The following is a 25,585-nucleotide window of genomic DNA, read 5'->3' as shown; positions in this document are numbered from 1 at the left end:
TATCTGTGCCGGGAAAGGAATTGAGGGGCATTACATGAATCTCGAAAAGTTCACCGACCGGGCCAAGGGCTTCCTGCAGTCGGCACAGACGGTTGCGATCCGCATGAACCACCAGCGGATCACCCCCGAGCATCTGCTCAAGGCGTTGCTCGAGGACAAGGAAGGCATGGCTGCGGGCCTGATCAAGCGCGCCGGGGGCGACCCAGCGAAGGCTGTCGCCGACGTCGACGCCGCACTGGCCAAGATCGCCGCGGTCTCGGGCTCGGGCGCGCAGGCCACACCCGGCCTCGACAACGACACTGTCCGCCTGCTCGACCAGGCCGAGAAGATCGCCGAGAAGGCCGGCGACAGCTACGTCACCGTCGAGCGGCTGCTGATCGCGCTGGCCATGGTCAAGACCAACCCGGCGGGCCAGGCGCTCAAGAACGCCGGCGCCACGCCAGAGGCGCTCAACACCGCGATCAACGACCTGCGCGGCGGCCGCACCGCCGACAGCGCCAGCGCCGAGAACGCCTACGACGCGATGAAGAAGTACGCCCGCGATCTCACCCAGGCGGCGCGCGACGGCAAGCTCGACCCGGTCATCGGCCGCGACGAGGAAATCCGCCGCGTTATCCAGATCCTCGCCCGCAGGACCAAGAACAACCCGGTCGTGATCGGCGAGCCCGGCACCGGCAAGACCGCGATCGCCGAAGGCCTCGCGCTGCGCATCGCCAACGGCGACGTGCCCGACTCCCTCAAGGACCGCGCGCTGATGGCGCTCGACATGGGCGCGCTGATCGCCGGGGCGAAGTACCGCGGCGAGTTCGAGGAGCGGCTCAAGGCCGTGCTCGACGAGGTCAAGGGCGCCGAGGGCCACATCATCCTGTTCATCGACGAGATGCACACCCTGATCGGGGCGGGCGCCAGCGAAGGTTCGATGGACGCCGGCAACCTGCTCAAGCCCGCGCTGGCCCGCGGCGAGCTGCACTGCATCGGCGCGACCACGCTCGACGAGTACCAAAAGTACGTCGAGAAGGACGCCGCACTGCAGCGCCGCTTCCAGCCGGTGTTCGTTGCCGAGCCGACCGTGGAGGATACGATCAGTATCCTGCGCGGGCTCAAGGAAAAGTACGAGCTGCACCACGGCGTGCGCATCACCGACGGTGCGATTGTCGCCGCCGCGCAGCTCTCCAATCGCTACATCACCGACCGCTTCCTGCCTGACAAGGCCATCGACCTGATGGACGAGGCGGCGAGCCGCATCCGCATGGAAGTCGAGTCCAAGCCCGAGGAAATCGAGGGCCTCGACCGGCGCATCATCCAGCTCAAGATCGAGGAGCAGGCGCTCGGCAAGGAGAAGGATCAGGCGAGCAAGGATCGCCTTGCCGCGCTGCGCGAGGAGCTCGCCAACCTCGAGCAGCAATCGGGCGAACTGACCACCCGCTGGCAGAACGAACGCGACAAGATCGCGGGCGAAGCGAAGGTGAAAGAAGCGCTTGATGCAGCGCGAATCGAGCTGGAACAGGCGCAGCGAACAGGCGATCTCGCGAAGGCGGGTGAGCTGCAGTACGGCAGGATTCCCGAACTCGAAAAGCAGCTCGCTGCCGCCGAAGGCGCTTCGGAAAACGCCCTCCTGCGCGAGGAAGTGACCGAGGACGACATCGCCGGCGTGGTCAGCAAGTGGACCGGCATTCCGGTCGACAAGATGATGGAAGGCGAGCGCGAGAAGCTGCTGCAGATGGAGCAGATGATCGGCAAGCGCGTGATCGGGCAGGAGCAGGCGGTCACCGCCGTCTCCAAGGCCGTGCGCCGCGCCCGCGCGGGCCTGCAGGATCCGAACCGGCCGCTCGGCTCGTTCCTGTTTCTCGGTCCGACCGGCGTGGGCAAGACCGAACTGACCAAGGCGCTCGCCGGGTTCCTGTTCGACGACGATTCCGCGATGGTCCGCATCGACATGAGCGAGTTCATGGAGAAGCACGCGGTCGCCCGGCTGATCGGCGCGCCCCCGGGCTACGTCGGCTACGAGGAAGGCGGCGTGCTGACCGAGGCGGTGCGGCGCCGGCCCTACCAGGTCGTGCTGTTCGACGAGGTCGAAAAGGCCCACCCCGACGTCTTCAACGTCCTGCTCCAGGTGCTCGACGACGGGCGCCTGACCGACGGACAAGGCCGTGTGGTCGATTTCTCGAACACGCTGATCATCCTCACCAGCAACCTCGGCAGCCAGCACCTGGCCAGCCTGGATGAGGGGCAGGACGTCGAGAGCGTCGAGCTGCAGGTGATGGAGGTCGTGCGCGGGCACTTCCGGCCCGAGTTCCTCAACCGGCTCGACGAGATCATCCTGTTCCACCGCCTCAGCGCGGACAACATGGGTCCGATCGTCGATATCCAGATCGCCCGGGTGCAGAAGCTGCTCAGGGACCGCAAGATCGAACTCGACCTGACCGGGGGCGCGCGCAAATGGCTCGCCCGCGTGGGGTACGACCCGGTCTATGGTGCCCGGCCGCTGAAGCGTGCCGTGCAGCGCTACCTGCAGGATCCGCTTGCAGAGAAGATCCTCGCCGGCGAGGTGCCTGACGGCAGCACGTTGAAGATCGACGAGGGCGACGGCGAACTGAAGATCGAAGTCGCCTGACGGGAGGCAAGCGATGGAAAAGGCGACCGGCGGCTGCCAGTGCGGCGCCGTGCGAATCGAGGCGGTGGGCGAGCCCTACCGCGTCGGCCTGTGCCACTGCATGGACTGCCGCAAGCACCATGGCGCACTGTTCTATGCCGGGGCGATCTTTCCCGAGGGCGCAGTGACCATCTGCGGAGAGACGCGCGACTGGAACGGGCGGCATTTCTGCCCTCAATGCGGCTCGTCGGTCTTCGCGATCAGCGGCGACGAGGTCGAAGTCCACCTCGGCACGCTCGATGCGCCCGACGGCTTCGTTCCGACCTACGAAATCTGGACCGACCGCCGAGAGTCATGGCTGCCGCCGTTCGACCTCGCCCACCGCTACCCGCGCGACCGTGACGGAGAGGGGCGCGAGGAGGGTTGAGCAATCTGGCGGAAACCCGCCAAAAAAAGGGCCTCCGCCGAGGCGGAGGCCACTTAGTAACGGGCAAAAAGGGTCGCCGTATTTGCCCTTCGGGTCGCATGATTTGACTACCGTGGGCCATATGGCCGCGCTACCTGTCCTTTCGGGCAGGTTAACGACTTTCGGTAAAGGACGAGCTTTCTGTCCAGTCCGACTTGGTTTGCCCAAATGGACAGCTTGTTCCCATCACCGCGAGGTGCATCCTTGAACCGCTGGAATCGGCAAGCCTCCCCCGTCCGAACGGCGCTCGCGTCGGGAAACCACCAAGCGCGACGCGAACTCCGACATGAGGTGCCGAAGACGCAGCTCCGGCATCGCCGACAACTTCGGCGGTTGCAGGCCGGCCTCCCCCCCCAAAGGCCGGCCTGCTTCTGTTTGGCGAGGGCCTTCCTCTCGATCGAGCCTGTCGTGTCCGCCAACTTTGCGGCCTCCCTCTGGCGGGTCTTGCCGCTTGCCGCTAAGCGGCGGCGCAAGGTACAGGAGACGCATCCCATGAAGATCGACAACACCATTGCCGCCGTCGTTACCGGAGGAGCATCGGGCCTCGGCGAAGCGAGCGCGCGGGCGCTGGCGGCCAAGGGTGCCAGGGTGGCAATCTTCGACCTCAACGCCGAGCGCGGGGAAATGGTAGCGGGCGAAATCGGCGGGACCTTTTGTCAGGTCGACGTGTCGGACGAAGCGTCGGTCGATGCCGGCTTCGCCAAGGCCCGCGCCGCGCATGGCCAGGAGCGGGTGTTGGTGTGCTGCGCCGGGATCGGCACGATCGGCAAGACCGTGCGCCGCGACCGCGACAGCGGCGAAATTTCGCACCTGAGGGTCGATCTTTTCCTCAAGACCATCAAGGTCAACCTCGTCGGCACCTTCCAGTGCGTCGCCAAGTCGGCTGCGGGGATGATGACGCTCGACGGGCTCGAGGACGGCGAGCGCGGGGCGATGGTCTGCACCTCCTCGGTCGCCGCGGACGACGGCCAGATCGGGCAGGTCGCCTATGCCGCCAGCAAGGCCGCGGTGAAGGGCATGACCCTGCCGATCGCGCGCGACTTCATGCAGGAAGGCATCCGCATCAACTCGATCCAGCCGGGCATTTTCGCCACCCCGTTGCTCGCCGGTCTGCCCGAGAAGGCGCAACAGTCGCTGGCCGCCGCGGTGCCGTTTCCCAAGCGGCTCGGCCACCCGGAAGAATACGCCGGGCTGGTGATGTTCATGCTCGAAACCGGCTACTTCAACGGCGAGAGCGTCCGGCTCGACGGCGGTATCCGCATGGCGCCAAAGTGAGCGGCGGCAAATACCATTCTCCAGTCCTCGTCATTGCGAGGGGCGAAGCGACGAAGCAATCCAGAGCGGTTTCGTGCTGCGCTCTGGCTTGCTTCGCTTCGCTCGCAATGACGAAACGAAATGGGGATTAGCCGCATGCCCGGTTGGCACATCGGCATCATCGGGGGGTCCGGGCTTTACGAGCCGGGCGCGCTCGAGGATTCGCAGGTCATTTCGGTGGGCAGCGCTTTCGGCACGCCGAGCTCGCCGGTGACGACAGGCCGGATCGGCGACGTCAAGTTCAGCTTCATCGCTCGCCATGGCGAGGGGCACAGGCTGTCCCCGGGCGAGGTCAACTACCGCGCCAACATCGACGCGCTGAAGCGCTGCGGGGTGACCGACGTGCTGGCGATCAGCGCCATCGGCTCGCTGCGCGAGGAGTTGGCGCCAGGCACTTTCGTCGCCTGCGACCAGTTCATCGACCGCACGGTGGGGCGCGAGCGCAGCTTTTTCGGCGAGGGGCTGGTGGCGCACGTCAGCCTTGCCGACCCGGTTTGCGCCCGGCTGTCCGATCTTGCCGCGCGCGCCGCCGAGGCGGCCGGAGCGCCGGTCCATCGCGGCGGGACTTATGTCGCCATCGAAGGCCCGCAGTTCTCGACCCGCGCCGAAAGCCGGATGTTTCGCGATTGGGGCGGCGACGTGATCGGCATGACCGCGATGCCCGAAGCGCGGCTCGCCCGCGAGGCGGAGCTTCCCTACGCCATTCTCGGCATGGTCACCGACTACGACGCCTGGCGCGACGAGGAAGCCGGGGTCGAGGTCGACGAAATCCTCGCGGTGATGAAGCAGAACGCCGCGCTGGCGCGCCAGACCCTCATAGCGCTAGCGACCGCACTGCCACCGGAACGCGTACCGGTGGCGATCGAAACCGCGCTCGACAGTGCCATCGTCACTCCGCGGGATCACTGGCTGGCGGCGCGGCTAGTCCGCCTCGATGCAATAATGGCGCGGATGCTGGCGCAATAATCCGCAAGTTTCAGCGGGTAAACTTCTCCTAAGCTTGCAAATTCCGAGGAATTTGCGAGAAACTGGTTTTCTATGAAACAATCTACTCGCCTCAGCGATTTCCTGCCCTATCGCCTCTCGGTCACCTCGAACGCGGTCAGCGGCCGCATTTCGCAGGAATACCGCAGCCGCTTCGGACTCAGCATCCCGGAATGGCGCGTGATGGCCGTGCTCGGCGATGCCGGCGGCCTGACCCAGCGCGACCTGACCCGGTTGACCTTGATGGACAAGGTGGCGGTGAATCGCGCTTGCAAGGTGCTCGAAGAACGCCAGCTGGTAGTGCGCGAACCCAATGCCAGCGACGGCCGCTCGCACCTGCTCAAACTCACCCCCGAAGGGGTCGAGATGCACAGCCAGATCATGCCGCTGGCGCTTGACATGGAGCGCCACCTGTTCGCCCGGTTCAGCGAGGATGAGGTGGACACCTTCCGCTCGCTCCTCGTCCGGGTCCTTGCCGAAGCCGAGGAGCTCGACAGCGAATCGTTCGACGGCGCCGATTACGGTCTCGGCGCGCCCGACTAGCTCAGCCCCACCTCCGGAATGAAAAAGGCCCCGCCGGTTTGCGCCGGCGGGGCTTTTCTTGTGGCGGTGCCCGCAGGAACCGGGAGGTCAGTTCTTGCCCGGGCCGCCACCCGAGAAGGCGTCGCTGATCGAGCAGGCCGCCGGGCCGAGAATGACGATGAACAGCACCGGCAGGATGAACAGGATCAGCGGCACGGTCATGATCGCCGGCAGGCGCGCGGCCTTTTCCTCGGCGCGCATCATGCGCTCGTTACGGAATTCGGCCGAAAGCACGCGCAGCGCCGAAGCGAGCGGAGTACCGTAGCGCTCGGTCTGGATCATGGTAGTGACCACGCCGCGCACCGCATCGAGGTCGACACGGTAGGCGAGGTTCTCGAACGCCTGGCGCCGTTCGGTGAGGAACGAGAGCTCGATCGCGGTCAGCGCGAACTCGTCACCCAGTTCCGGATAGGCGCGACCCAGTTCCTTGGCGACGCGGTTGAACGCGGCGTCGACGGTGAGACCGGCCTCGGCGCAGATGACCAGGAGGTCGAGTGCGTCCGGCAGGCCCTTGCGCACTTCGTTGGTGCGCTTGCCGGCCTTGTTCTTGAGGTACAGTTCGGGCCCCTTGTAGCCCGCCACGACGAGCGCAGCGAAGGCGCCGAAGCGCTTGAAGCTGCCCCAGTCGGGGAAGGTGTCGGTCCAGTACAGCACGACGACGCCGATGAAGCCCAGCACGATCGGAAGGATCATGCGCAGGAAGATGACGACGACCGCGAATTCCTTGTTGCGGAAGCCGGCCTGGGCCATCTTCTGCTGGATGATCTTGACCTGGCTGTCCTGCAGGACCTTCATGTTCTGCAGGGTGTCCTTGACCTTGTCGGTCGTCTCGGTGCGCTTGACCAGGCTCTGGCGCTTCTTCGCCTTCGCCGTGATGATGCCCGACTTGAGCTCTTCGCGCCGCGCATTGAGCGACTTCACGCGCTTCGCCATCGGGTCCTTGACGGTGACCGCGGCGTAGACGGCGAACATCATCGCCGCCGCCGCAATTCCGGCGAGGATCGTGCCGACGAGGACGACGTCGACGCCGAGGAGGGTCGGGCCTTGAGCGGGAGTAATCATGTTGTCGTAAGCTCCCTGCTCAGATTTCGAAGCTGACCATCTTGGCCATGATGAAGCCGCCGATGCTCATCCACACCAGGCCGCCGAGGCCGGCGACGATCAGGCGATCTTCGGTGAAGAACCCGCCGATGTAGCTCGGGTTGATCCAGTAGATCAGTGTGAACACGATGAACGGCAGCGCGCCGACGATGTAGGCGGAAGCCTTCGATTCCGAGCTCATCGCGCGGATCTTGAGCTTCATCTGCGCGCGCTTGCGCAGCACGTCGGCGAGGTTGGACAGCGTTTCGGCCAGGTTACCGCCGGTCTCGCGCTGGATCGCCAGCGTGATGACGAAGAACTGGAACTCCGGCGTCCCGAGGCGGTCGGCGGTTTCCTGCAGCGACTCTTCCATCGTCCGGCCGATCTTGATCCGTTCGACCACGCCCTTGAATTCCTGGCCCACCGGACCCGGGATTTCCTGCGCGACGACGTTGAGAGTCTCGGTCACCGGAAGGCCCGAGCGCAGGCCGCGGACGAGCAGTTCGATGCCGTCGGGGAACTTGGTGTTGAAGGCGTTGAGCCGGCGCTTGATCATCGAGTTGACGACCATGTGCGGCAAGCCGGCACCGGCAAGGATGCCGACGCCGAGCGCGAGCAGCGGCGCGCCGGTCTTGAAGAACAGGACCAGCGTCACGACCACGGCGAGCCCGGCCGAGGCATACATGTAGTGGGTCAGCGTCCAGCCGCGCCCGGTCCGCTCGAGCCTCATGGCGAGGGCCTCCGAGCGCGAGCCCGAACCGGCGACCCGGTGCATCTTCGGCTTGCGCGCGGCGATCGCCTTCTTGAGCTGCGATTCGACCTTGGCGTTGGTGCTTTCCGAATGGCGATAGCGTACGCTCTGGAGACGCCGCTGCGCCTCCTTGGCCGGCGACTTGCCGGTGAACGCGATGCTGCCGATGATCAGCAGTCCCATGATCCCGGCGGCCACCAGTACAATCTGGAAGATGCTCATAACTCGCTATCGCCTTTCGCTTGCCCCAGGGTGGTGAACCGGCCTTATTCGGCCGGTTCGACCTGCGACATTGCCTTGGGCTTCTTGCTCAGCAGCGACTTGATATCGAACTTGCCGAGCAGCGACGAATTGCCGCTGGCCGCTTCTTCGTTATCAGCGCTTTCCTCGCCCTTGCCGAGGATCGCCTTGCCGATGTCGCGGATCACCGAGCCGGCCTTGGTCGAGCGGTTGGCATCGACGAAGGTCTGGCCGAGCTTGGCGGCGTTGACCGCGGCCTTCTGGTCGTAGGGGATCACGAAGTCGATCTTGCGTTCGATCGAGGCTTCGAAATCCGCCTTGCTGATCTCGGCAGCACCGGCCTGCACCTTGTTGGCGACGACGATCGGCGCCACCGAAGGAGCATTGGTCTTGAGCCACGACAGGATGCGGATCGTGTCGCGGGCCGAAGCCAGGGTCATCTCGGTGACCAGCGTCACGACGTTCACTTCCTGCAGCAGCTGTGGATAGTTGATCAGCATGTTGCGCGGGAGATCGACGACCGTGCTCTCGAAAGCCTGGCGAAACTCCTCCTCAAGCTGCAAGAAAGCACTGCCGTCGGTCATCAGCGGCGAGTTGATCGGCGCTTCGGCGGACAGGATCGCGAGGTTGTCGTTGGCTCGGATCATGGCGCGTTCGATGAACAGGCCGTCGATGCGGCTCGGGCTCTCGATCGCGTCGGTCAGGCCGCGGCCCGGCTCGAGATCGAGGCTGAGCGCCCCGGTGCCAAAGTGGACGTCGAGGTCGAGCAGCGCGGTCGGGCGCTTGTGATCGGTGCTGAACAGCCAGGCGAGCGAGGTCGCGAGGGTCGAGGCGCCGACGCCGCCACGCGTGCCGACGATGGCCGTCGATACGTGCGGCTTGTGGGTCTCGCCCTCGCCGCCGCGCGGCGCGGCGAACACCGCCTGGGCCTGGTTCAGCGAATCGCGCACCTGCCCCGACGAAAGCGGTTTGAGCAGGTAGTCGTGAATGCCGCTGGCGAGCAGGTCGCGATAGAGGCGCACATCGTTGACCTGGCCGACCGCGATCACCACCGTGCCGGGTTCGCAGACCTCGGCCAGGGCGTTGATGTCGTTGAGCGGGTCACCGCTTTCCGACAGGTCGACCATCAGGATCGCCGGGCTCGCGGCAATCGACAGGGATTGCACCGCATTGCGCAGGCCGCCCTTGGCGCACTTTTCAGGCGCCCAGCCCAGTTCGATCACGACCGGACGCAGGACGTCCAGCGCGGATTCGTCGCAGATGAAGGCGGCGAAGGGGTCGCGGTTGCCAGCAACACCGGGTTTCCAAGGCGCATTCATCTTACTTACCCCCTTCCTGCGAGGACACTGCGGGCAGGCCGTCCGCACCGGTCGGCTTGGCTTCACGATAGGTCTTGATGGCCTTGCTCGAGCTCATCACGACAGTTTCGCCAGTGCCAGACGCCCCGTGCAGCAGGTGCTCGGGATCGGCGATCATCGCGGCGATGTTGCCGTTGACGGCACAGCCGAAGCCGGAGTGCGTGGCGTTGTCGCCATAATCGGCGAGCTTGTCGTCCCAGTTGGGGCAGTTCGGCACGGCAGCGTGGCTGCGCGTGACGACCACGCGGACTTTGCCCGGATCGACATAGCCCTCGGTGACCGGGGCCCCGGCGCTGACCAGTAGGCCGTAGCGGCCGGCGAGCTTGGCGACGGCATCATGAACCGCGACGCTCGACATCGGGTCGTCGATCGACACCCGATCGCCGTAGCCGAGGCCCAGCGAGTCGAACCAGTCGATCAGGCGGCCCTGCTCGGTCACCGGCAGGCCGGTCGAATTGGCAGTCAGGTCGAGCGCATAGTTGGCGCGTTCGATGACCGGCTGGTTGACGCTGTCGAGCGAGTAGTTCTTCGGCGCGCCGTTGGTGGCGCAGGCGCCGGTCGCCAGTCCCAGCGAGAGAGCGAGCGCGGTCGTCAGCGCCTTGTTCGTTGCGATAGACATCGTCTTCACCTTTCTCACTGGAAGCTGAAGCCGGGCGAGGCCGCCTCGGCACGCTTTTCGTCTTTCACTTCGTTGCGGCGATCGGCGTCGTCGGCCTGACGCGGAGCCGTCACCTGGTCGTCGACGCTGACGGCCGGCGGCGGAGCGGGCTCGCCCGCGGCCCGCGGCATTGGACGCTGGCCGCCGGTCACGCCGTTGTTTTCCTTGTTGAGCAGGAACTGCTGACCGGCATCCGGCGCGCGGAAGCCGTCGGTCGGCAGGTGGATCTCGCTGTCGTCGACCGGGTTCACCAGGTACGGGGTGACAACGATGACCAGCTCGGTCTGGCCCTTCTGGAACTGGGTCGACCTGAACAGGTTGCCCAGGATCGGCAGGTCGCCGACGCCCGGCGCCTTGTCGATCGTGTTCTGGGCGTTGTTGTTCAGCAGCCCAGCGATCATGAAGCTCTGGCCGGAGCCGAGTTCCACGGTCGTTTCCGCGCGGCGGATGGTCAGCGCCGGGATCTGGAAGCCGTTGAGCGTCACCGCGCCCTGGCTCGAGAGCTCGGACACTTCCGGACGCACGCGGATCGAGATACGTCCGTTGCTGAGCACCGTCGGGGTGTAGGCGAGGCTGACACCGTATTTCTTGTACTCGACGGTCGTCGTGCCGAGGCCCTGGCTGAGCGGTATCGGGAATTCGCCGCCGGCAAGGAACTCGGCGGTTTCGCCGGACAGCGCGGTCAGGTTCGGCTGCGACAGTGTGGTCACCAGGCCGTCACGCTCGGCAAGGTCGAGCGCCGAGGCGAGGTCGAGGCCGAGCAGGCGTCCGAAGCCGCCAAACGTCGTACCCGGACTGATGTTGTTGACGACCGTGCCGCCGTCGGGTCCCTCGGTGACGCCGACGCCCAGCGGGCCTCCCGGCGTCCATTGCGGCAGCCAGTTGCCGCGGCCCTGGCCGACGCCAAACTTGAACCCGCTGGTCGCATCTACCGTCGCCAGGTTGACGCCGAGCGAGCGAACCAGCGAGCGGCTCACTTCGGCGAAGCGGACGCGCAGGTTGACCTGCAGCGGCGTCGCCGTCTTCAGGCGCGAGATGACGTTGGTCGTGTCGCCGACGAAGGCGGAGACGAGGCGTTCGGCCTCGGCTGCATCTTCAGGAGCGGCGACCGTGCCGGTCAGCAGCACGGTGTTGGTGCCCATCGTCGCGACGCTGATCTTTGCTTCGGGCATCGCCAGCGTCAGCATCTGGTCGATGCTGTCGAGGTTCGAGCCGACGCGGACGTTGGCCGACCAGACGATGTCGCCGGCGCTGTTGCTGGCATAGACCGTGGTTTCGCCGCCGGACTTGCCGAAGACATAGAGCTGGCGCTGCGACTTGACCTGCACGTCGGCGACCGCGTCGTTGGCGACGAAGACGTCCGCCATGGTGCCAGGCACCGTCACCAGCTGGCCGCGGCCGATCGAGATGACGATCGACTGGGCCGGCGCGGCGATCGACTGTGCTTCGGCCGGTACGACGGGGATGCCGGACAGCGGCGCCAGCGCACTCGCGGCGATCAGCGCAGACTTGAGAAGGCGACTCTTCATTGTTTTGCCCCTCGATTGGAACACGCAGGTAGCGTTGCTCTTGAGATTGGTTGCGTTGCTCATCGGATCACCTGAGCGTCGTCACGCCGACGCCGACGGTACCGGCTGCTGAGCCCATGGCCGCCGTCTGGCGATCCTTAAGCTGGCCCGCACCCTTGTCGACGGACTCGACGGTGGTTGCAGCGGAACCGCGCGTCACGCGGACGACCGGGCCGTTCGGCCTGGCCGGCGCGCCGGCCGGCTGGGGCGAACCCGGAGCAGCGACCTGCGGCACGGTCACGGCAGGCATCGACTTGCGCTGGAAGCGCGAGACGTCGCCGCCGGTCACGAAGGTGGTGGTGCCGTCCTGCTTGGAAGCAACCGCGGTGCGCAGCAGGCGATCTTCCTCATCCTTCGACACGCCGTCCGGCACGTCGACGTCGCCGTTGGCAATCGCCAGGTCGAGTTCGCTCTGGTTGTCGGCGATTGAGCGGAGCGACATGCTCAGCGTACCGATCGTCTGGGCAACCGCGATCTTCTCGGCGATCTTCGGCGTGGCTTCGAGGGTCACCGTGCGGAAGGCCTTGACGATGGTCTTGCCGTCTTCGGTGGTGGTGGTCTCGGTCGACTGGTCGGTGGCGAGCACACGCAGGTTGTGGAGAATTGTCTCCGCCGCGTTGAGGCTCTGACCTTCGACACCGTTGATCGTCTGCGTCAGCATCAGGTCGACATGGTCGCCCGGGAAGATGAAGCCGCCGACGCCGGTCTTTTCGGACACCGGAACGGTCACGGCACGCATGCCCGGGCCAAGCGCCGCAGCGAGGAAGCCACGGTCGCCCGGGCTCACCAGCGAGCCCTGGGTCACCGGCTCACCGGCCGTGATCGGGTGGCGCACCACGGTGCCGAGCAGCTTGCTCATGTCGGCTTCGCCGTCGATGAAGTAGGCGTCCTGCACCAGTTCCTGCGGCCACAGCTGGTAGCCGATGGCGTCGGCGGTGATGATGGTGCCGACCGGCAGCGCGCGCTTCGAGACAAGGACCTTCGGCCCCTGCGGCTCGGCCGGCGCGGCCTCGGCTTGCGGCGCGGACGCGCCAGCGAACATGCTCCGGGCTGCCATGGCGGTGCCGATCGCAATGATCAGCGCCCCGAGCAGCAGAACCAGCTTCTTCCTGTCCATGGTGCGTCAAGCCCCCTTGATGGAAATCGTGTTAAGATTGACGTCGAATACGTCGTAAGTGGTTAAAATCAGGTTCACCCGAGACCTCCGGTCACGGTTGAATTCGCGGGCCAGTATTGGGCCGAAATGACCCACAGGCCGGCACATGCGATCGCCACGCCGTATGGAATAGCGAGACGTTCCTTGCTGCCGCGGATCATGTGCCATGCCGCGAAGAACACGGTCAGCACCCCGCCGAGCAGCGCCATCACCACCAGCAGCTTCAGGAACCAGGTCGGCTCGATCCAAAGCGCCAGCGCGGCGAGAAGCTTGACGTCGCCGCCGCCCATCGCACCCATGGCGAAGAGTCCGGCAAGAACGACGAAGGCGGCCAGCGCAACCCCGACCTGGAGTGCGACATCGGGCCACAGCGAAAGATCGCTCGCCCACCAGAACAGCGGAGCGGCCAGGGCGATGCCGGCATTGAGCCAGTTGCCGATCTGGCGCGAGCGCAGGTCGGTGAAGGCGGCAATCAGCAGTGCGATTGCCAAGCCTGCCAGCAGTCCATATTTGAACGGATCGTCCAACACCGATGCCCCCATGTATTCCCGAGCATCAGTGCTAGCGATCAGGGCTTACCAAAAAGTAACCACGGGCAGGAGGCTGGCATTAGCCAACGAAACAAGGCGGAGAGCGTGGATTTCGATCGCCGCGCAATTCCGCCAGCCGCCCGCGAGAGCAAATGGCAAACGCCCGACGGCTACGTACTTCGCCGTATCGACTGGCCGGCCCCGGCCAAGGCGCGCGGCAGCATCCTGTTCATGCCCGGCCGCGGCGATGCCTACGAGAAGTATCTCGAGACGCTCGACCACTGGAACCGGCAGGGCTGGGCGGTCACCGCCGCGGACTGGCGCGGGCAGGCGGGATCGGGCCGGCTCGGCTCCGATCCGGTCACCGGGCATATCGACGATTTCGCCACATGGACCACCGACCTCGCCGCCCTGTGGCGGGAATGGAGCCGGGAGAACGCCGGTCCGCACGTCCTCGCCGGGCATTCGATGGGCGGCCACCTTGTGCTGCGCGCTGTTGCCGAAGGCGCTGTCGCGCCGGATGCACTGGTGCTGTCCGCGCCTATGGTCGGCTTCCTGCCCAACTTTCTCCCGACCCGCCTGAAGCTGGCCCTCGCCGACCTCATGTGCAGGCTCGGCGATCCGCGGCGACCGGGCTGGAAGTGGAGCGAGAAGCCCGGCGAATTGCCGACCGGACGTGCCCTGCTGCTGACTCATGACACGGAGCGGTATGCCGATGAGTCGTGGTGGCGAGCCGCCCGGCCAGAGCTGGTCATGGGTCCGGGAAGCTGGGGCTGGGTGCGCGCCGCGCTGCGCTCGATCCTCTACCTGCAGCGGCCGGGCGTGATCGAGGCGGTCCGGACCCCGACCCTGCTCATCGCAGCCGAACATGACCGTCTCGTCAGCTATCCCGCCATTCGCCGGATCGCCGCCCGCCTGCCCCACGGCAAGCTGGTATCGTTCGGACCCGAGGCCTATCACGAGTTGCTGCGGGAAGCCGACCCCGTGCGCGACCGCGCCGTTGCAGCTATCGACGCATTCCTCGACACCGTTTCGCCGACATGACGCGGCACTTCGACATCGTGGTTGTCGGGGCCGGGATGGCCGGCGCCAGCATCGCCGCCGAACTAGCGCCCCATGCCAGCGTCGCGATTCTCGAATCCGAAGCCCAGCCGGGCTACCACGCCACGGGACGCTCGGCCGCGTTCTGGGAGGAATGCTACGGCGGCCCCGATGTCGTTCCCCTGACGCTCACTTCCGGCCCTTACCTGCGCGAGCTCGGCCTGCTGCGCGACCGCGGCGCGCTCTATGTCGGACGAAATGAAGATGGTGCGGAAATCGATGCGTTCATGGACAGTTTCGACGGTTCAGGCGTTACGATCGAGCGCTTCAATCGCACCCTTCTCGAGCAATGCGTGCCCGGCATCCGCCCCGGCTGGGACCATGCCATCCGCGAACAGGCCTGCGCCGACATCGACGTTGCGGCGCTGCACCAGCATTACCTGTCGCGCGCGCGCGCGCGCGACGCCGTGGTGCAATGTTCCGCCCGGCTTGAGAGAGCCGAGCGGTCGAACGAGCTCTGGCATCTCGCGCTGGCCGATGGCAGCGAGGTGCGCGCCGGGGTACTGGTCGATGCCGCCGGCGCGTGGGCGGATCCGGTCGCCCGTATGGCCGGTGCCCGCCCACTCGGCATCCAGCCGCTACGCCGCACTGTGCTTCAACTCCGCACGGCCCCGCCGCCGCCGGACGACTTGCCGCTCGTGCTCGACATCCGCGGCCGCTTCTACTTCAAGCCCGAGAACGGCCGGCTCTGGCTCAGCCCGCATGACGAGACGCCGAGCGAGCCGTGCGACGCCGCGCCCGAAGAACTCGACGTCGCCGAGGCGATCGACCGCTTCGAGGACGTGGTCGACTGGCGCGTTGAGGCGCTCGAGCACAAGTGGGCAGGCTTGCGCAGCTTCGCGCCAGATCGGCTGCCGGTTTACGGTTACGACCCGCAGGTGTCCGGGTTCTTCTGGTTCGCCGGCCAGGGCGGATTCGGAATCCAGACAGCGCCCGCAGCCGCGCGACTCGGAGCCCAGCTCCTGCTTGGACTGCCGGCCGATGGCATGACCGAACGACTCGACGCAGCGCTCTATCGGCCTGGCCGGTTCGCTTAGCCAATCTTCGCCCTGCCAATAGGCTAGGTGCGAGCGAGGCATCGAAGGAGAATCCGCATGGCCCACATGTTCGAGATCTACACGGACAACGCCGGGGAATTTCGCGTCCGCTTCAAGTACAACTCGGAAGTCATCTTCTCGACCGAGGGTTACACGACCAAGGCGAACGCGCAGAACGCCATAGATTCGATCAAGTCGAACGGGCCCGATGCAGCGGTCGAAGACAATTCCGTCAGCTGAGCGTTAGCCCGCCACAGCTTCCGCCGCAGCGCTGGCCAGGCGATCCGCCCGCTCGTTCTCCGGGTGGCCAGCGTGGCCTTTCACCCAGATCCACCTGATCCGGTGCGGCGCCGCGGCGTCGAGCATTTCCTGCCACAGGTCGGCGTTGAGCACCGGCTTCTTGCTGGCGCTGATCCAGCCCCGGCGCTGCCAGCCGGCGATCCACTGGGTCATGCCGTCGATGACATAACGGCTGTCCGAATGCAGGTTGACATCGCACGGCTCCTTCAGCGCTTCGAGCGCGCGGATCACCGCGGTCATCTCCATGCGGTTGTTGGTGGTCGCCGCTTCGCCGCCTGACAGTTCTTTCTCGTGCGCGCCTCGCCGCAGGATCGCGCCCCAGCCTCCGGGGCCGGGGTTGCCCTTGCACGCCCCGTCGGTGAAAATTTCGACTGACTTCATCGCCGACTCAGTGCCTCAATCGGCATCGCTGTTGAATACCCTGGTGGCCTCGGACCGGTAGAACTCCAGCCGCCGCACGAAATCCATCGGGTCCTTGCGGGTCACCAACGCGCCGACGGGTGTATTGAGCCAGTCGTAGGCGCGGCTCGAGATAAACCGCATGCAGGCGCCACGCGACAGGACCGGCAGCTCTGCACGTTCGTGGCGATCGAGCGGGCGTACCGCCTCGTAGCCCTCGAGCAGTGCGGAGGAGATGCGCGGGCGGAAGGTCCGGCCATGGTCGGCAAAGCACCAGGCGGCGTGCGTCACCGCGAGGTCGTAGGCGAAGAAATCCGTCGCCGCGAAGTAGAAGTCGATCAGGCCGGTGACCTTGTCGCCGAGCATCAGCACGTTATCGGGAAACAGGTCGCAATGGACCACTCCGTGCGGCAGTCCGCCCGGCCAGTTTCCGGCAAGCCACGACAGCTCGGAGAACACGGTGTCGGCCAGCGAAGGGTCGATTTCCGCGAGGGCCTCTTCGCCGCATTGGTGGATCAGTTGGTCCCACTTTGCGAGGCCCATGGTCTGTTCGCTCCGCTGCGGGAAATCGGCCACGGCGAGGTGAATCTCAGCGAGCGACCGGCCGACGCTGGCCGCCTGTGCCACCGTCGGCGCGCCGACCGAAACGCCCGGCAGGAACTCGATAAGCGCAACGGCCTTGCCTTCGACTGTGCGAAACAGGTTTCCGTCACGATCGTGGATCGTGCGCGGCACCGGCGCTCCCTTGGCGGCAAGGTGGTCGAGGAGACCGAGGTAGAACGGCAGGTGGCGCGTATCGACCCGCTCTTCGTACATCGTCAGGATGAACCGGTCGCGGGTAGTTTCGACCAGCCAGTTGGAGTTGGAGACGCCCTCGGCAATGCCCTTGGCCGACTGCAGCTCACCTACGTCGTATTCGGCAATCAGCGCGGCGAGGGTCTCGGCCGACAGATGCGTGTAGACCGCCATCAGGCGAGTTGGCGCGGCAGCTTGAAGACCATCTTTTCTTCGGCCGTGACCAGCGTGTGCTCTTCCACCTCGCGCCATTCGTCGAGCTTGTCGACGACTTCGCGGACGAGCATTTCGGGTGCCGAAGCCCCGGCGGTAACGCCGATCGTCCCCACCCCTTCGAGCCAGGCCGGCTCGATGTCCGAAGCCCGCTGGATCAGCCGGGCCGTGGTGCCGCAACGCTCGGCAACCTCGACGAGGCGGAGCGAATTTGAGGAATTGGGAGCGCCGATCACCAGCACGAGGTCGCTGCCCGGGGCGATCTGCTTGACCGCCGCCTGCCGGTTCGACGTCGCGTAGCAGATGTCTTCCGCCTTCGGGCCGACGATGTTGGGGAACTTGATGGAGAGCGCTTCGACGACCTTGGCCGTGTCGTCCACCGACAGCGTCGTCTGGGTCAGGAAGGCGAGCGGGGTTTCAAGCGCGATGTCGAGCGCAGCGACGTCTTCCACCGTCTCGACGAGCGTCATCGAGCCCTCGGGCACCTGGCCAAAGGTCCCGATCACTTCGGGATGGCCTTTGTGACCTATGAACACGATGTGCCGCCCGGCTTCGATCTGGCGTTCGGCCTGGCGGTGGACCTTGCTGACCAGCGGGCAGGTCGCATCGAGGTATTCGAGGCCGCGATCCTCCGCTTCGGCCGGAACCGATTTCGGTACTCCGTGCGCGCTGAAGACCACCGGCACGCCGTCGGGCACTTCGTCCAATTCCTCCACGAACACCGCGCCCTTGGCCTTGAGCCCGTCGACCACGAACTTGTTGTGGACGATTTCATGGCGGACATAGACCGGGCTGCCGTAGCGCGAGAGCGCGCGTTCGACGATTTCGATCGCTCGGTCGACACCAGCGCAAAAGCCGCGCGGCGCAGCGATCAGCACGGTAAGCGGCAACTTGGGCGCTGAGGGATTGGCTTCTTGAAATGGGGCGTTCATCTTGCGGCCTCTAGCCGTTGTGCCGCCGCGGCGAAAGGGCTAGGGCGCCTACGAAATTCTGACGAGGACAGTGCATGAAGATCCGTACCGCCGCCTTTGCCGGACTGGCCCTCGCGACCCTTGCCGGGTGCAAGACGCAAGGCGATCTCGTCGTCGATGAAGGTGTCGGTATCACCGCGCTGCGCACCGCCTGCCCGGCGGTCGGCATTCCGGATTACACCGGCGATGTCACGCTGTTCTCGCCGGCCGGATCGGTGACCTCGGACGCCATCGACGTGACCGCCTCGATGACCGACGTTCGCTCGACCTGTGACGAGTCGGGCGAGCGGATTTACGCCCAGGCGAGTTTCATCGTCTTCGCCCAGCGCCGTAACACCAGCGGCGCGCGCACCGTCCAACTGCCGTACTTCGCCAGCGTCATTCGCGGCGGCAATGCGGTGGTTTCCAAGCGTATCGGCACCGTGACGCTCGAATTCCCCGACGGCCAGGCCCGCGCCTCCGCTACCGGATCGGGCGGCGCTTTCATCGACAAGGCCGAAGCGACCCTTCCTGACGACATCCGCGAGCGGATCACCCGTAAGCGCAAGGCCGGACAGGCCGACGCTGCCGTCGATCCGCTGGCCGATCCGGCGGTCCGCGCCGCGGTCTCGCGCGCCAGCTTCGAATTGCTGGTCGGTTTCCAGCTGACGCAGGACCAGCTCGGCTACAACGTCACGCGCTAGGCCGGGTCCAAGTCCTTTCCCGCGCGCGCCAAACAGGCTAACGGCGCGCGCACAATGTCCGATACACAAACCCTTTACGCCGCCTTTGCGGCCAAGATCGATGCGGTGCTTACTGCGCTGGAGGCCGAGGACGCGCTGCCCGCCGGGCTGGCGCGCGCCGATGTCAGCGTCGAGCCGCCGCGCGATCCCTCTCACGGCGACCTCGCGACCAACGCGGCCATGGTGCTGGCCAAGCCCGCCGGCACGAATCCGCGCGCGCTTGCCGAAGCGATCGTCGGCCAGCTTTCGCGCGATCCGGCCATCGCCAGCGCGGAAATTGCCGGGCCCGGCTTCATCAACTTGCGGCTCGGTGGAGATGCCTGGCGCGGTGAGATCGAAGCGATTGCAGCGCTCGGCGACGACTTCGGGCGGTCGACCGTCGGCGCGGGTCGGCGGGTCAACGTCGAATACGTCTCGGCCAACCCGACCGGGCCGATGCACATGGGCCACTGCCGCGGCGCGGTGGTCGGCGATGCACTGGCCAGCCTGCTTGAATTCGCCGGCTACGACGTGACCCGCGAGTACTACGTCAACGACGCCGGGGCGCAGGTCCAGACGCTCGGCCGCTCGGTCCACTTGCGCTATCGCGAGGCGCTCGGCGAAGACATCGGCGAGATACCGCCGGGCTTCTATCCGGGCGACTACCTCGTCCCGATCGGCCAGGCGCTGGCGAGCGAATTCGGCGACAAGTACGCCTCCGCACCCGAAAGCGAATGGCTCGACTTGTTCCGCGAGCGCGCGGTCGCGGCCATGCTCGACATGATCCGCTCCGACCTCGCGCTGCTCGGTATCCGGCATGACGTGTTCTCGTCCGAGGCCGAGTTGCAGGCGGAAAAGAAGCCCGAGGCGGCGGAAGCCTGGCTACGCGAACACGACCTCGTGTTCGACGGCATGCTCGAGGCGCCCAAGGGCAAGGCGCCCGAGGATTGGGAGCCGGTCGAACTGCCGCTGTTCCGTTCGACCAGGTTTGGCGACGACCAGGATCGACCGATCCGTAAATTGGATGGCAGCTGGACCTATTTCGGCGCCGACCTTGCCTATCACATGCAGAAGGCCGCGACGGCCGACGAGCTGATCGACGTCTGGGGCGCCGACCATGCCGGCACCGTCAAGCGCATCAAGGCGGCCGTCGCCGCGCTTTCCGAGGGCGAAGGCAAGCCGATTCCGTTCGACGTAAAGCTCGTGCAAATGGTTCAATTGCTGCGCGGCGGCGAGCCGGCCAAGATGTCGAAGCGTTCGGGCAACTTCGTGACCATCGCCGACATGGTCGGTGAGGTCGGCAAGGACGTCGTCCGTTTCACCATGCTGACCCGCAAGCCCGAGGCGCAGATGGACTTCGACTTTGCCAAGGTGGTCGAAGCGTCGAAGGACAATCCCGTCTTCTACGTCCAGTATGCCCATGCGCGGATCCGCTCGACGCTGCGGAAGGCTGCGGCGGAGGGTCTGGCGCCTTCGGACGAGCATCTCGACCGGCTGGGCGATGACGAACTGGCGCTGGTCAAGCTGGCGGCGCAGTTCCCACGCACAGTCGAGGCCGCGGCACTGGCGCGCGAGCCGCACCGCATCGCCTTCTACCTCTACGACCTCGCGGCCGCGTTCCACGCCTTCTGGAACATGGGGAACGACGACCCGGCAAAGCGCATCATCCTGGCACAGGACCCGCAACTCACCGGGGCGAGGCTTTTCCTCGGTGCGCAAATCGGGCAGGTAATTCGTAACGGCCTTGCTGTATTGGGGGTTGAGGCAGTCGAGGAGCTGTAGGTTATGACCGGGGTGGGCGACCAGGACGACCTGGATGATGCGGTCGAAGTCGAAGAGCTGGCGTTCGCCGACGAAGATGATCGGCTGCCCTGGCTGGAAGCCGACGACCAGTACGAAGAGGGCGAAGTCGACACGCGGCGGATGGTCATTTTTGTCGTGGCTGCGCTTGCGCTGCTGGGGGCGATCATCAGCGTTGGCTGGTGGATGCTGAACCGACAGGCAGATCCGGCGCTGGTTGCCGATGGCAGCACGATCACTGCACCTGAAGAACCCTACAAGGAACGGCCCGACGATCCGGGCGGCGCTACCGCCGCTGGAACCGGCGATGCAAGTTTCGCGGTCGCCGAGGGCCAGCAGGTCGAATCGCGCGTCGGCGAAGGCAGCACTGTGGTGCCCGAACCGAGCATCGATCGCGACCAGCCAGCGAACGGCGGTGTCGGCGTGCAGGTCGGCGCCTATTCGAGCCGCGAGCGCGCCGAGCAGGGCTGGCAGTCGCTTTCCGGGCAACATTCGGCGCTTTCGGGCGTGAGTCACCGTGTCCTCGAAGGGACGGTCGACGGCAGCCCGATCTTCCGCCTGCAGGCGGTTGCGGGCGACCTTGGTGCGGCGCAGCAGCTTTGCAGCAGCCTCAAGGCCTCCGGCGCGGATTGCCAGGTCAAGAACTGATCGGCTGGCCCGTGGGCGCGGGCGCGGCTAGGACAGGGGCATGACCAGCGGGCAGCGGCCGATCGTCCACATCGGCTACCACAAGACGGCGACGACATGGTTCCAGAAGGCCATCTGGCCTTCGCTGGACAGCCACGACTGGATCCCGCGCAAGGTCACGCAAGCGGCCCTGCTCGATCCGCCGGGCATGCACTTCGATCCCGCCGAGGCGCGCCGTGTGCTGGCCCTCGACACCCGCGACAAGCCGGTCGTGCTGAGCGAGGAAAACCTCTCCGGCTACATCCACAACGGCGGGCTCCACGGGTTGATGGCGCCCGAGGCGGTGCGGCGCATCCATGCGGCGCTGCCCGATGCGCGGATCGTCATCTTCATCCGCAGCCAGCCCGACGCCATCCGGGCGAGCTACAGCCAGTATGTCGCCGGCGGAGGGACCTACAGCCTCGACAAGTACCTGCACACCTACGAGCGTGTCCACGGCGCGCTGAAGGCGCCGTTCAAGGCCCCGGCCTTCGAGTGGGAGCACTTCGAATACGACCGCCTCATCGCCCTCTACGACGCGACCTTCGGGCGCGAGAACGTGTTCGTCTATCCCTACGAGCAGTTGCGCGAGCCGCAGGCGCTGTTCGAGCGGATCGAGGCCGATCTCGGCGTCCGGTTTCCGCCCGGCGTGCTCGACAAGCGCGGGGCCAACGTCTCGCACAGCGAGTCGGGCATGGAGGGCCTGCGCTTCGCTAACCGCTTCACCCGCCAGTCGGTGGCCAACAAGGACTGGTACATGGACCCGCCCGGGGGCCACGCGCTGCGCAACATCGTGCGGTTCTTGCTCAAGGCGATGCCGGGCGGCCCCTTCCGTCTGCCGCAAGGCGTGGCCGACGAAATCGCCGCCTACTACGCACCGAGCAACGCCCGGCTCGCAGAGTTGCGCGACCTGCCATTGGCTGAGATGGGCTATCCCCTGGCGAGATAGACGCGCGAAACCGCTCCGCGGACAATATCGCTCGCGTCGTCCTTGAAGCAGACGAAAGTGATTTCGTCGAAGGCTTCGGGATACTGTCCGACCGCGTGCATGACCGTCATCGCCGCGACGTCCGCAGCCATCGCGAGGGGGTATCCGTAAATCCCGGTCGAAATGGCCGGAAAGGCGATGGTGCGCAGGTTGTGCGCCCGAGCGACCTCGAGCGAGGCGCGATAACAGCTCGCCAGCTGCCCGGGTTCGCCGTTCTCGCCGCCCCGCCAGACAGGCCCGACGGTGTGAATGATATGGCGCGCCGGCAACCGGTAGCCTTTGGTCAGCTTGGCTTGTCCGGTCTTGCATCCGCCGAGCAGGCGGCATTCGTGCACCAGGTCGGGGCCAGCGGCACGATGGATAGCGCCGTCGACCCCGCCGCCACCAAGGAGTGACGAATTGGCGGCGTTGACGATCGCGTCGACTTCGAAGGTGACGATGTTTCCGGTCGTGACGGTCAGACGAGTTTGGCCGGTGATGCCCATGGCGGTGCGATAAGTCGGTGCGCCGGGCCGTGCAACGTCTGTGGCTGCCTTGGTTACTGTCCACACTCCCTAACGCACATGTGCTTGCCCGCATCCGTAAATCCTGCGACCTTCATCCTCTTATGACGCCTGCGATCTTCGGCTTTTCCGGCACCGAGCTGACCGCCGACGAGCGCGCCTTCTTCAGGGAGGCCGATCCGGCGGGCTACATCCTGTTCGCCCGGAACTGCGAGAGCCGCGAACAGATGCGCGCGCTGACCGACGACCTGCGCTCGATCCACGGGCGCGATCGGTGCTTCATCTCGATTGACCAGGAAGGCGGCCGTGTCGCGCGGATGAAGCCGCCTGTGTGGCAGGGATTCCCGCCGGGCGAGACCTTCGCGAAGCTGTGGAACGTCGCGCCGGCCAGCGCGATCGAAGCGGCGCGGGCAAATGCCGAGGCGCTGGCTATCGACCTCGCCGAAGTCGGCGTGACAGTCGACTATACGCCGCTGCTCGACGTGCGCCAGCCAGGCGCACACGATGTCATCGGCGACCGTGCGCTGGGCAGCGAGCCGCTGCAGGTCGCCGCGCTCGGCCGCGCGGTCCTTGCCGGGCTGGCGCGTGCGGGGGTGACCGGCTGCATCAAGCACATGCCGGGCCATGGGCGGGCGATGTGCGACAGCCACAAGGAACTGCCGCGGGTCGAGGCGAGCGAGGCAGAACTGGATACCGATATCGAGCCGTTCCGCAGCCTTTCGGACGCTCCGATCGGGATGTCCGCGCACGTCCTTTACACGGTATGGGATGCCGAGAACCCGGCGACGCTGTCCGAATTCGTCATCGGCGAGATCATCCGCAAGCGGATCGGTTTCACCGGTCTGCTGCTGACCGACGACCTCGACATGCAGGCGCTGAGCGGTTCGGTACCCGAGCGCGCCGAGCGGGCCATTGCTGCCGGGTGCGACGTCGCGCTCAACTGCTGGGGCAAGATGGACGACATGATCGGAATCACCGAGCGACTGCCGGCGATGAGCGAGGAAACCACGCTCCGGTTCGAGCGCGCGCTCGAGGCTTCGGGCGACAGTGCAACGGCGGGCGACCAGGCCGAATTGCTGGCGAAGCGCGACGCCTTGCTCGAGGCGGCAGGGGTGCCGGCATGACCGAGGACGGCCTGATGCTCGGCGTCGAAGTCGACTCCGTGAACGACGAATGGGAGGGCCCTGGTGCCGCTCCAAGTGTCGATGAAGCGCTTTATCTGGAGCTGGACGGGTGGGAAGGACCGCTCGATCTGCTTCTCGACCTTGCGCGACGTCAGAAAGTAGACCTGCGGGAGATCTCGATCCTCGCGCTGGTCGACCAGTACATCGCCTATATCGAGCGGGCCGAGGCGCTGAAGCTCGAGATCGCCGCCGACTATCTCGTGATGGCGGCCTGGCTCGCTTACCTGAAGTCGGCGCTGCTGCTGCCCAAGGAGGAGCAGGAAGACCCAAGCCCCGAGGAACTGGCGCTGCGCCTGCAACTGCGCCTGCAACGGCTCGGCGCGATGCGCGAGGCCGCGGCGCGGCTGATGGCGCGCGACCGGGTCGGGCGCGACGTGTTCCTGCGCGGAGCGCCGGAGGGCCTGCGCGTCGACCGCGTCAACGCCTGGCAGTGCGACTGGTACCAGCTCGTCTCGACCTACGGGCAGATGAAGGCGCGCAACGAACCGGTGGTGCACATGGTTCGCGAGCGGCCGGTGATGACGCTCGATTCCGCGCTCGACCGGGTCTCGGCCATGCTCGGCGTAACGCTCGACTGGATGGAACTGCGCTCGTTCCTGCCGCAGCATTCGGACCCGCGCCTGAGGCGCTCTGCGCTGGCCTCCAGCTTCGTCGCGGCGCTCGAACTGGCCCGGCTCGGGCGCGCCGAAATCCGGCAGCAGGAGTCGTTCGGACCGCTACACCTTCGAAGGCTCGCTTCATGAAACCCGACGAACTCGTCCGCGGCGTCGAGGCGACGCTGTTCGCGGCTGAAGAGCCGATGACCGCCGAACAGCTTTCGGCCCATCTCGGCGGCGCCGACGTGCGCGAGGCACTGGTCGAACTGGCCCAACATTACAGCGAGCGCGGCATCCGGCTGGTCGAGCGCGGCAAGCGATGGCAATTCCAGACCGCGCCCGACATGGCGCACCTGCTGCGGCGCGAGAAGGAACAGGTCCGCCGCTTGTCGCGCGCCGCGACCGAGGTGCTGGCGATCGTCGCTTATCACGAGCCCGTCAGCCGCGCCGAGATCGAGGCGATCCGCGGAGTGCAGACCAGCAGCGGGACGCTCGACGTGCTGATGGAGGCGGGCTGGGTCCGCGTCGCCGGGCGGCGCGAGGTGCCGGGGCGCCCGGTCATCTACGCCACCACGCCCGAGTTCCTCAGCCACTTCGGGCTCGAAAGCCGCAAGGACCTGCCCGGGCTCGACGAGCTCAAGGCTGCCGGGCTGCTCGACCCGGTCGACGATGCCTACGAGGCCATGACCTCGCTGGACGACGACGATTCCGAGGCCGCCGACGAACCATTCGAAGAGACGGAAGACGGCGACGATGCCGTGCTGGAAAACCACGAGGAAAGCGCCTAGACTCCGCGGTCAAAGCTTTTGGAGTACTTTCCAGTGAACGTCGGACCATTCCAGATCGTAATTATCCTGCTCGTCGTGCTCGTCCTGTTCGGGCGCGGGCGGATTTCTGAAACGATGGGGGACTTCGGCAAGGGCATCAAAAGCTTCAAGAAAGGTATGACCGACGAGGAGCCGGCCAAGCCGGCGCAGCGGATTGAGGGACCGGCCGAGGACGTCAAGGCCCCCGAAAAGCAGCCGACGTCGGACAAGACCGCCAACTGACT

Annotated in this window: 27 protein-coding genes; 16 read left to right on the top strand and 11 right to left on the bottom strand. The window is 66.2% G+C overall.

Going from position 1 to position 25,585, the window contains the following annotated elements; translation table 11 throughout:
* The first annotated feature begins 34 nt into the window (after positions 1-34).
* From clpB to GRI89_RS00815, 5 genes are all read left to right on the top strand, one after another.
* Positions 35-2,614 (top strand): ATP-dependent chaperone ClpB, encoded by a 2,580-nt coding sequence (gene clpB / locus GRI89_RS00835; RefSeq protein ID WP_159791371.1) that lies wholly within the window; start codon positions 35-37, stop codon positions 2,612-2,614.
* A gap of 13 nt (positions 2,615-2,627) precedes the next feature.
* On the top strand, positions 2,628-3,020 hold the full coding sequence (locus tag GRI89_RS00830; protein ID WP_159791370.1) for a GFA family protein: 393 nt from the start codon (positions 2,628-2,630) through the stop codon (positions 3,018-3,020).
* 531 nt (positions 3,021-3,551) lie between these two features.
* Positions 3,552-4,334: an SDR family oxidoreductase gene (locus GRI89_RS00825; protein ID WP_159791369.1), complete on the top strand. Its 783-nt coding sequence runs from the start codon at positions 3,552-3,554 to the stop codon at positions 4,332-4,334.
* 135 nt (positions 4,335-4,469) lie between these two features.
* A complete protein-coding gene (gene mtnP / locus GRI89_RS00820) occupies positions 4,470-5,339 on the top strand; it encodes an S-methyl-5'-thioadenosine phosphorylase (RefSeq protein WP_159791368.1) in 870 nt (289 codons plus the stop codon).
* Between the two features lie 72 nt (positions 5,340-5,411).
* Entirely contained in the window at positions 5,412-5,900 is a 489-nt protein-coding gene (locus tag GRI89_RS00815; protein WP_159791367.1) for a MarR family winged helix-turn-helix transcriptional regulator, read from the top strand.
* A gap of 87 nt (positions 5,901-5,987) precedes the next feature.
* On the opposite strand, the gene GRI89_RS00810 is transcribed toward GRI89_RS00815, so the two are convergent.
* The 7 genes from GRI89_RS00810 to GRI89_RS00780 form a co-directional block, all read right to left on the bottom strand.
* Complete coding sequence (locus GRI89_RS00810) at positions 5,988-7,001, bottom strand: type II secretion system F family protein (RefSeq protein WP_159791366.1); 1,014 nt, start codon at positions 6,999-7,001, stop codon at positions 5,988-5,990.
* Between the two features lie 19 nt (positions 7,002-7,020).
* Positions 7,021-7,992, bottom strand: coding sequence for a type II secretion system F family protein (locus GRI89_RS00805; protein WP_159791365.1), 972 nt, complete (start codon positions 7,990-7,992; stop codon positions 7,021-7,023).
* Positions 7,993-8,036: 44 nt separating this feature from the next.
* Positions 8,037-9,329, bottom strand: a complete 1,293-nt coding sequence (locus GRI89_RS00800) for an AAA family ATPase (RefSeq protein ID WP_159791364.1) — start codon at positions 9,327-9,329, stop codon at positions 8,037-8,039.
* A gap of 1 nt (position 9,330) precedes the next feature.
* Positions 9,331-9,987 carry a CpaD family pilus assembly protein gene (locus GRI89_RS00795; protein WP_159791363.1) on the bottom strand — a complete coding sequence of 219 codons (657 nt, stop codon included), beginning with the start codon at positions 9,985-9,987 and terminating at the stop codon, positions 9,331-9,333.
* 14 nt (positions 9,988-10,001) lie between these two features.
* On the bottom strand, positions 10,002-11,555 hold the full coding sequence (locus GRI89_RS00790; RefSeq protein ID WP_159791362.1) for a type II and III secretion system protein family protein: 1,554 nt from the start codon (positions 11,553-11,555) through the stop codon (positions 10,002-10,004).
* Positions 11,556-11,622: 67 nt separating this feature from the next.
* Entirely contained in the window at positions 11,623-12,711 is a 1,089-nt protein-coding gene (gene cpaB / locus GRI89_RS00785) for a Flp pilus assembly protein CpaB (RefSeq protein WP_159791361.1), read from the bottom strand.
* Between the two features lie 74 nt (positions 12,712-12,785).
* Entirely contained in the window at positions 12,786-13,292 is a 507-nt protein-coding gene (locus GRI89_RS00780; RefSeq protein WP_159791446.1) for an A24 family peptidase, read from the bottom strand.
* 93 nt (positions 13,293-13,385) lie between these two features.
* Here GRI89_RS00780 and GRI89_RS00775 point away from each other — a divergent pair, with 93 nt between their 5' ends.
* The 3 genes from GRI89_RS00775 to GRI89_RS00765 are packed head-to-tail and all read left to right on the top strand — an operon-like array spanning position 13,386 to position 15,658.
* Positions 13,386-14,324 (top strand): alpha/beta hydrolase, encoded by a 939-nt coding sequence (locus GRI89_RS00775; RefSeq protein ID WP_328598013.1) that lies wholly within the window; start codon positions 13,386-13,388, stop codon positions 14,322-14,324.
* Positions 14,321-15,418 (top strand): NAD(P)/FAD-dependent oxidoreductase, encoded by a 1,098-nt coding sequence (locus tag GRI89_RS00770; RefSeq protein ID WP_159791360.1) that lies wholly within the window; start codon positions 14,321-14,323, stop codon positions 15,416-15,418. The genes GRI89_RS00775 and GRI89_RS00770 overlap by 4 nt, the downstream gene beginning before the upstream one ends.
* Before the next feature lie 57 nt (positions 15,419-15,475).
* Positions 15,476-15,658, top strand: coding sequence for a YegP family protein (locus tag GRI89_RS00765; RefSeq protein ID WP_159791359.1), 183 nt, complete (start codon positions 15,476-15,478; stop codon positions 15,656-15,658).
* 3 nt (positions 15,659-15,661) lie between these two features.
* Here GRI89_RS00765 and rnhA read toward each other — a convergent pair whose 3' ends face one another.
* Genes rnhA through ispH form a run of 3 tightly spaced genes read right to left on the bottom strand, consistent with a single transcriptional unit; the run spans position 15,662 to position 18,057 of the window.
* On the bottom strand, positions 15,662-16,099 hold the full coding sequence (rnhA, locus tag GRI89_RS00760; protein WP_159791358.1) for a ribonuclease HI: 438 nt from the start codon (positions 16,097-16,099) through the stop codon (positions 15,662-15,664).
* Positions 16,100-16,114: 15 nt separating this feature from the next.
* A complete protein-coding gene (gene thrB, locus GRI89_RS00755) occupies positions 16,115-17,086 on the bottom strand; it encodes a homoserine kinase (protein WP_159791357.1) in 972 nt (323 codons plus the stop codon).
* Positions 17,086-18,057, bottom strand: coding sequence for a 4-hydroxy-3-methylbut-2-enyl diphosphate reductase (gene ispH / locus GRI89_RS00750; protein WP_159791356.1), 972 nt, complete (start codon positions 18,055-18,057; stop codon positions 17,086-17,088). Before ispH ends, thrB begins: the two co-directional genes overlap by 1 nt.
* Positions 18,058-18,131: 74 nt before the next feature.
* Between ispH and GRI89_RS00745 the strand changes: the two genes are divergently transcribed.
* From GRI89_RS00745 to GRI89_RS00730, 4 genes are read left to right on the top strand one after another with little or no spacing between them, the layout of a single operon-like run.
* Positions 18,132-18,779, top strand: coding sequence for a hypothetical protein (locus tag GRI89_RS00745; RefSeq protein WP_159791355.1), 648 nt, complete (start codon positions 18,132-18,134; stop codon positions 18,777-18,779).
* Between the two features lie 54 nt (positions 18,780-18,833).
* Positions 18,834-20,579 carry an arginine--tRNA ligase gene (argS, locus tag GRI89_RS00740; protein ID WP_159791354.1) on the top strand — a complete coding sequence of 582 codons (1,746 nt, stop codon included), beginning with the start codon at positions 18,834-18,836 and terminating at the stop codon, positions 20,577-20,579.
* A 3-nt stretch (positions 20,580-20,582) separates the two neighbouring features.
* Complete coding sequence (locus tag GRI89_RS00735) at positions 20,583-21,245, top strand: SPOR domain-containing protein (protein ID WP_159791353.1); 663 nt, start codon at positions 20,583-20,585, stop codon at positions 21,243-21,245.
* A 40-nt stretch (positions 21,246-21,285) separates the two neighbouring features.
* The gene (locus GRI89_RS00730; protein WP_159791352.1) at positions 21,286-22,212 is read left to right on the top strand and encodes a sulfotransferase family protein; all 927 of its coding nucleotides are present in this window, start codon (positions 21,286-21,288) and stop codon (positions 22,210-22,212) included.
* On the opposite strand, the gene GRI89_RS00725 is transcribed toward GRI89_RS00730, so the two are convergent.
* Positions 22,194-22,802, bottom strand: coding sequence for an O-acetyl-ADP-ribose deacetylase (locus GRI89_RS00725; protein WP_456236767.1), 609 nt, complete (start codon positions 22,800-22,802; stop codon positions 22,194-22,196). The two genes, GRI89_RS00730 and GRI89_RS00725, sit on opposite strands and share 19 nt — an antisense overlap.
* A gap of 56 nt (positions 22,803-22,858) precedes the next feature.
* Here GRI89_RS00725 and nagZ point away from each other — a divergent pair, with 56 nt between their 5' ends.
* From nagZ to tatA, 4 genes are read left to right on the top strand one after another with little or no spacing between them, the layout of a single operon-like run.
* A complete protein-coding gene (gene nagZ / locus GRI89_RS00720) occupies positions 22,859-23,878 on the top strand; it encodes a beta-N-acetylhexosaminidase (RefSeq protein ID WP_159791351.1) in 1,020 nt (339 codons plus the stop codon).
* A complete protein-coding gene (locus GRI89_RS00715; protein WP_159791350.1) occupies positions 23,875-24,681 on the top strand; it encodes a segregation and condensation protein A in 807 nt (268 codons plus the stop codon). Before nagZ ends, GRI89_RS00715 begins: the two co-directional genes overlap by 4 nt.
* Entirely contained in the window at positions 24,678-25,322 is a 645-nt protein-coding gene (gene scpB, locus GRI89_RS00710; protein ID WP_159791349.1) for an SMC-Scp complex subunit ScpB, read from the top strand. Before GRI89_RS00715 ends, scpB begins: the two co-directional genes overlap by 4 nt.
* Before the next feature lie 33 nt (positions 25,323-25,355).
* Positions 25,356-25,583, top strand: a complete 228-nt coding sequence (tatA, locus tag GRI89_RS00705) for a twin-arginine translocase TatA/TatE family subunit (RefSeq protein ID WP_328598012.1) — start codon at positions 25,356-25,358, stop codon at positions 25,581-25,583.
* Positions 25,584-25,585 lie beyond the last annotated feature (2 nt).

Origin of the sequence: Croceibacterium salegens (assembly GCF_009827435.1) — a bacterium.
In the GTDB taxonomy this organism is placed as follows: domain Bacteria; phylum Pseudomonadota; class Alphaproteobacteria; order Sphingomonadales; family Sphingomonadaceae; genus Croceibacterium_B; species Croceibacterium_B salegens.
This window is presented reverse-complemented; position numbering and strand designations above follow the sequence as displayed.

Bases quoted from the DNA above. Each gene is read 5' to 3' on its own strand.
- GRI89_RS00790 (WP_159791362.1), bottom strand. From the start codon at position 11,555: ATGAAGAGTCGCCTTCTCAAGTCTGCGCTGATCGCCGCGAGTGCGCTG.
- cpaB (WP_159791361.1), bottom strand. From the start codon at position 12,711: ATGGACAGGAAGAAGCTGGTTCTGCTGCTCGGGGCGCTGATCATTGCG.
- GRI89_RS00815 (WP_159791367.1), top strand. From the start codon at position 5,412: ATGAAACAATCTACTCGCCTCAGCGATTTCCTGCCCTATCGCCTCTCG.
- GRI89_RS00800 (WP_159791364.1), bottom strand. From the start codon at position 9,329: ATGAATGCGCCTTGGAAACCCGGTGTTGCTGGCAACCGCGACCCCTTC.
- GRI89_RS00825 (WP_159791369.1), top strand. From the start codon at position 3,552: ATGAAGATCGACAACACCATTGCCGCCGTCGTTACCGGAGGAGCATCG.
- GRI89_RS00795 (WP_159791363.1), bottom strand. From the start codon at position 9,987: ATGTCTATCGCAACGAACAAGGCGCTGACGACCGCGCTCGCTCTCTCG.
- GRI89_RS00780 (WP_159791446.1), bottom strand. From the start codon at position 13,292: ATGGGGGCATCGGTGTTGGACGATCCGTTCAAATATGGACTGCTGGCA.
- GRI89_RS00730 (WP_159791352.1), top strand. From the start codon at position 21,286: ATGACCAGCGGGCAGCGGCCGATCGTCCACATCGGCTACCACAAGACG.
- scpB (WP_159791349.1), top strand. From the start codon at position 24,678: ATGAAACCCGACGAACTCGTCCGCGGCGTCGAGGCGACGCTGTTCGCG.
- GRI89_RS00765 (WP_159791359.1), top strand. From the start codon at position 15,476: ATGGCCCACATGTTCGAGATCTACACGGACAACGCCGGGGAATTTCGC.
- GRI89_RS00830 (WP_159791370.1), top strand. From the start codon at position 2,628: ATGGAAAAGGCGACCGGCGGCTGCCAGTGCGGCGCCGTGCGAATCGAG.
- ispH (WP_159791356.1), bottom strand. From the start codon at position 18,057: ATGAACGCCCCATTTCAAGAAGCCAATCCCTCAGCGCCCAAGTTGCCG.
- GRI89_RS00735 (WP_159791353.1), top strand. From the start codon at position 20,583: ATGACCGGGGTGGGCGACCAGGACGACCTGGATGATGCGGTCGAAGTC.
- rnhA (WP_159791358.1), bottom strand. From the start codon at position 16,099: ATGAAGTCAGTCGAAATTTTCACCGACGGGGCGTGCAAGGGCAACCCC.
- argS (WP_159791354.1), top strand. From the start codon at position 18,834: ATGTCCGATACACAAACCCTTTACGCCGCCTTTGCGGCCAAGATCGAT.
- clpB (WP_159791371.1), top strand. From the start codon at position 35: ATGAATCTCGAAAAGTTCACCGACCGGGCCAAGGGCTTCCTGCAGTCG.
- GRI89_RS00745 (WP_159791355.1), top strand. From the start codon at position 18,132: ATGAAGATCCGTACCGCCGCCTTTGCCGGACTGGCCCTCGCGACCCTT.
- nagZ (WP_159791351.1), top strand. From the start codon at position 22,859: ATGACGCCTGCGATCTTCGGCTTTTCCGGCACCGAGCTGACCGCCGAC.
- mtnP (WP_159791368.1), top strand. From the start codon at position 4,470: ATGCCCGGTTGGCACATCGGCATCATCGGGGGGTCCGGGCTTTACGAG.
- GRI89_RS00770 (WP_159791360.1), top strand. From the start codon at position 14,321: ATGACGCGGCACTTCGACATCGTGGTTGTCGGGGCCGGGATGGCCGGC.
- thrB (WP_159791357.1), bottom strand. From the start codon at position 17,086: ATGGCGGTCTACACGCATCTGTCGGCCGAGACCCTCGCCGCGCTGATT.
- GRI89_RS00805 (WP_159791365.1), bottom strand. From the start codon at position 7,992: ATGAGCATCTTCCAGATTGTACTGGTGGCCGCCGGGATCATGGGACTG.
- GRI89_RS00810 (WP_159791366.1), bottom strand. From the start codon at position 7,001: ATGATTACTCCCGCTCAAGGCCCGACCCTCCTCGGCGTCGACGTCGTC.
- GRI89_RS00715 (WP_159791350.1), top strand. From the start codon at position 23,875: ATGACCGAGGACGGCCTGATGCTCGGCGTCGAAGTCGACTCCGTGAAC.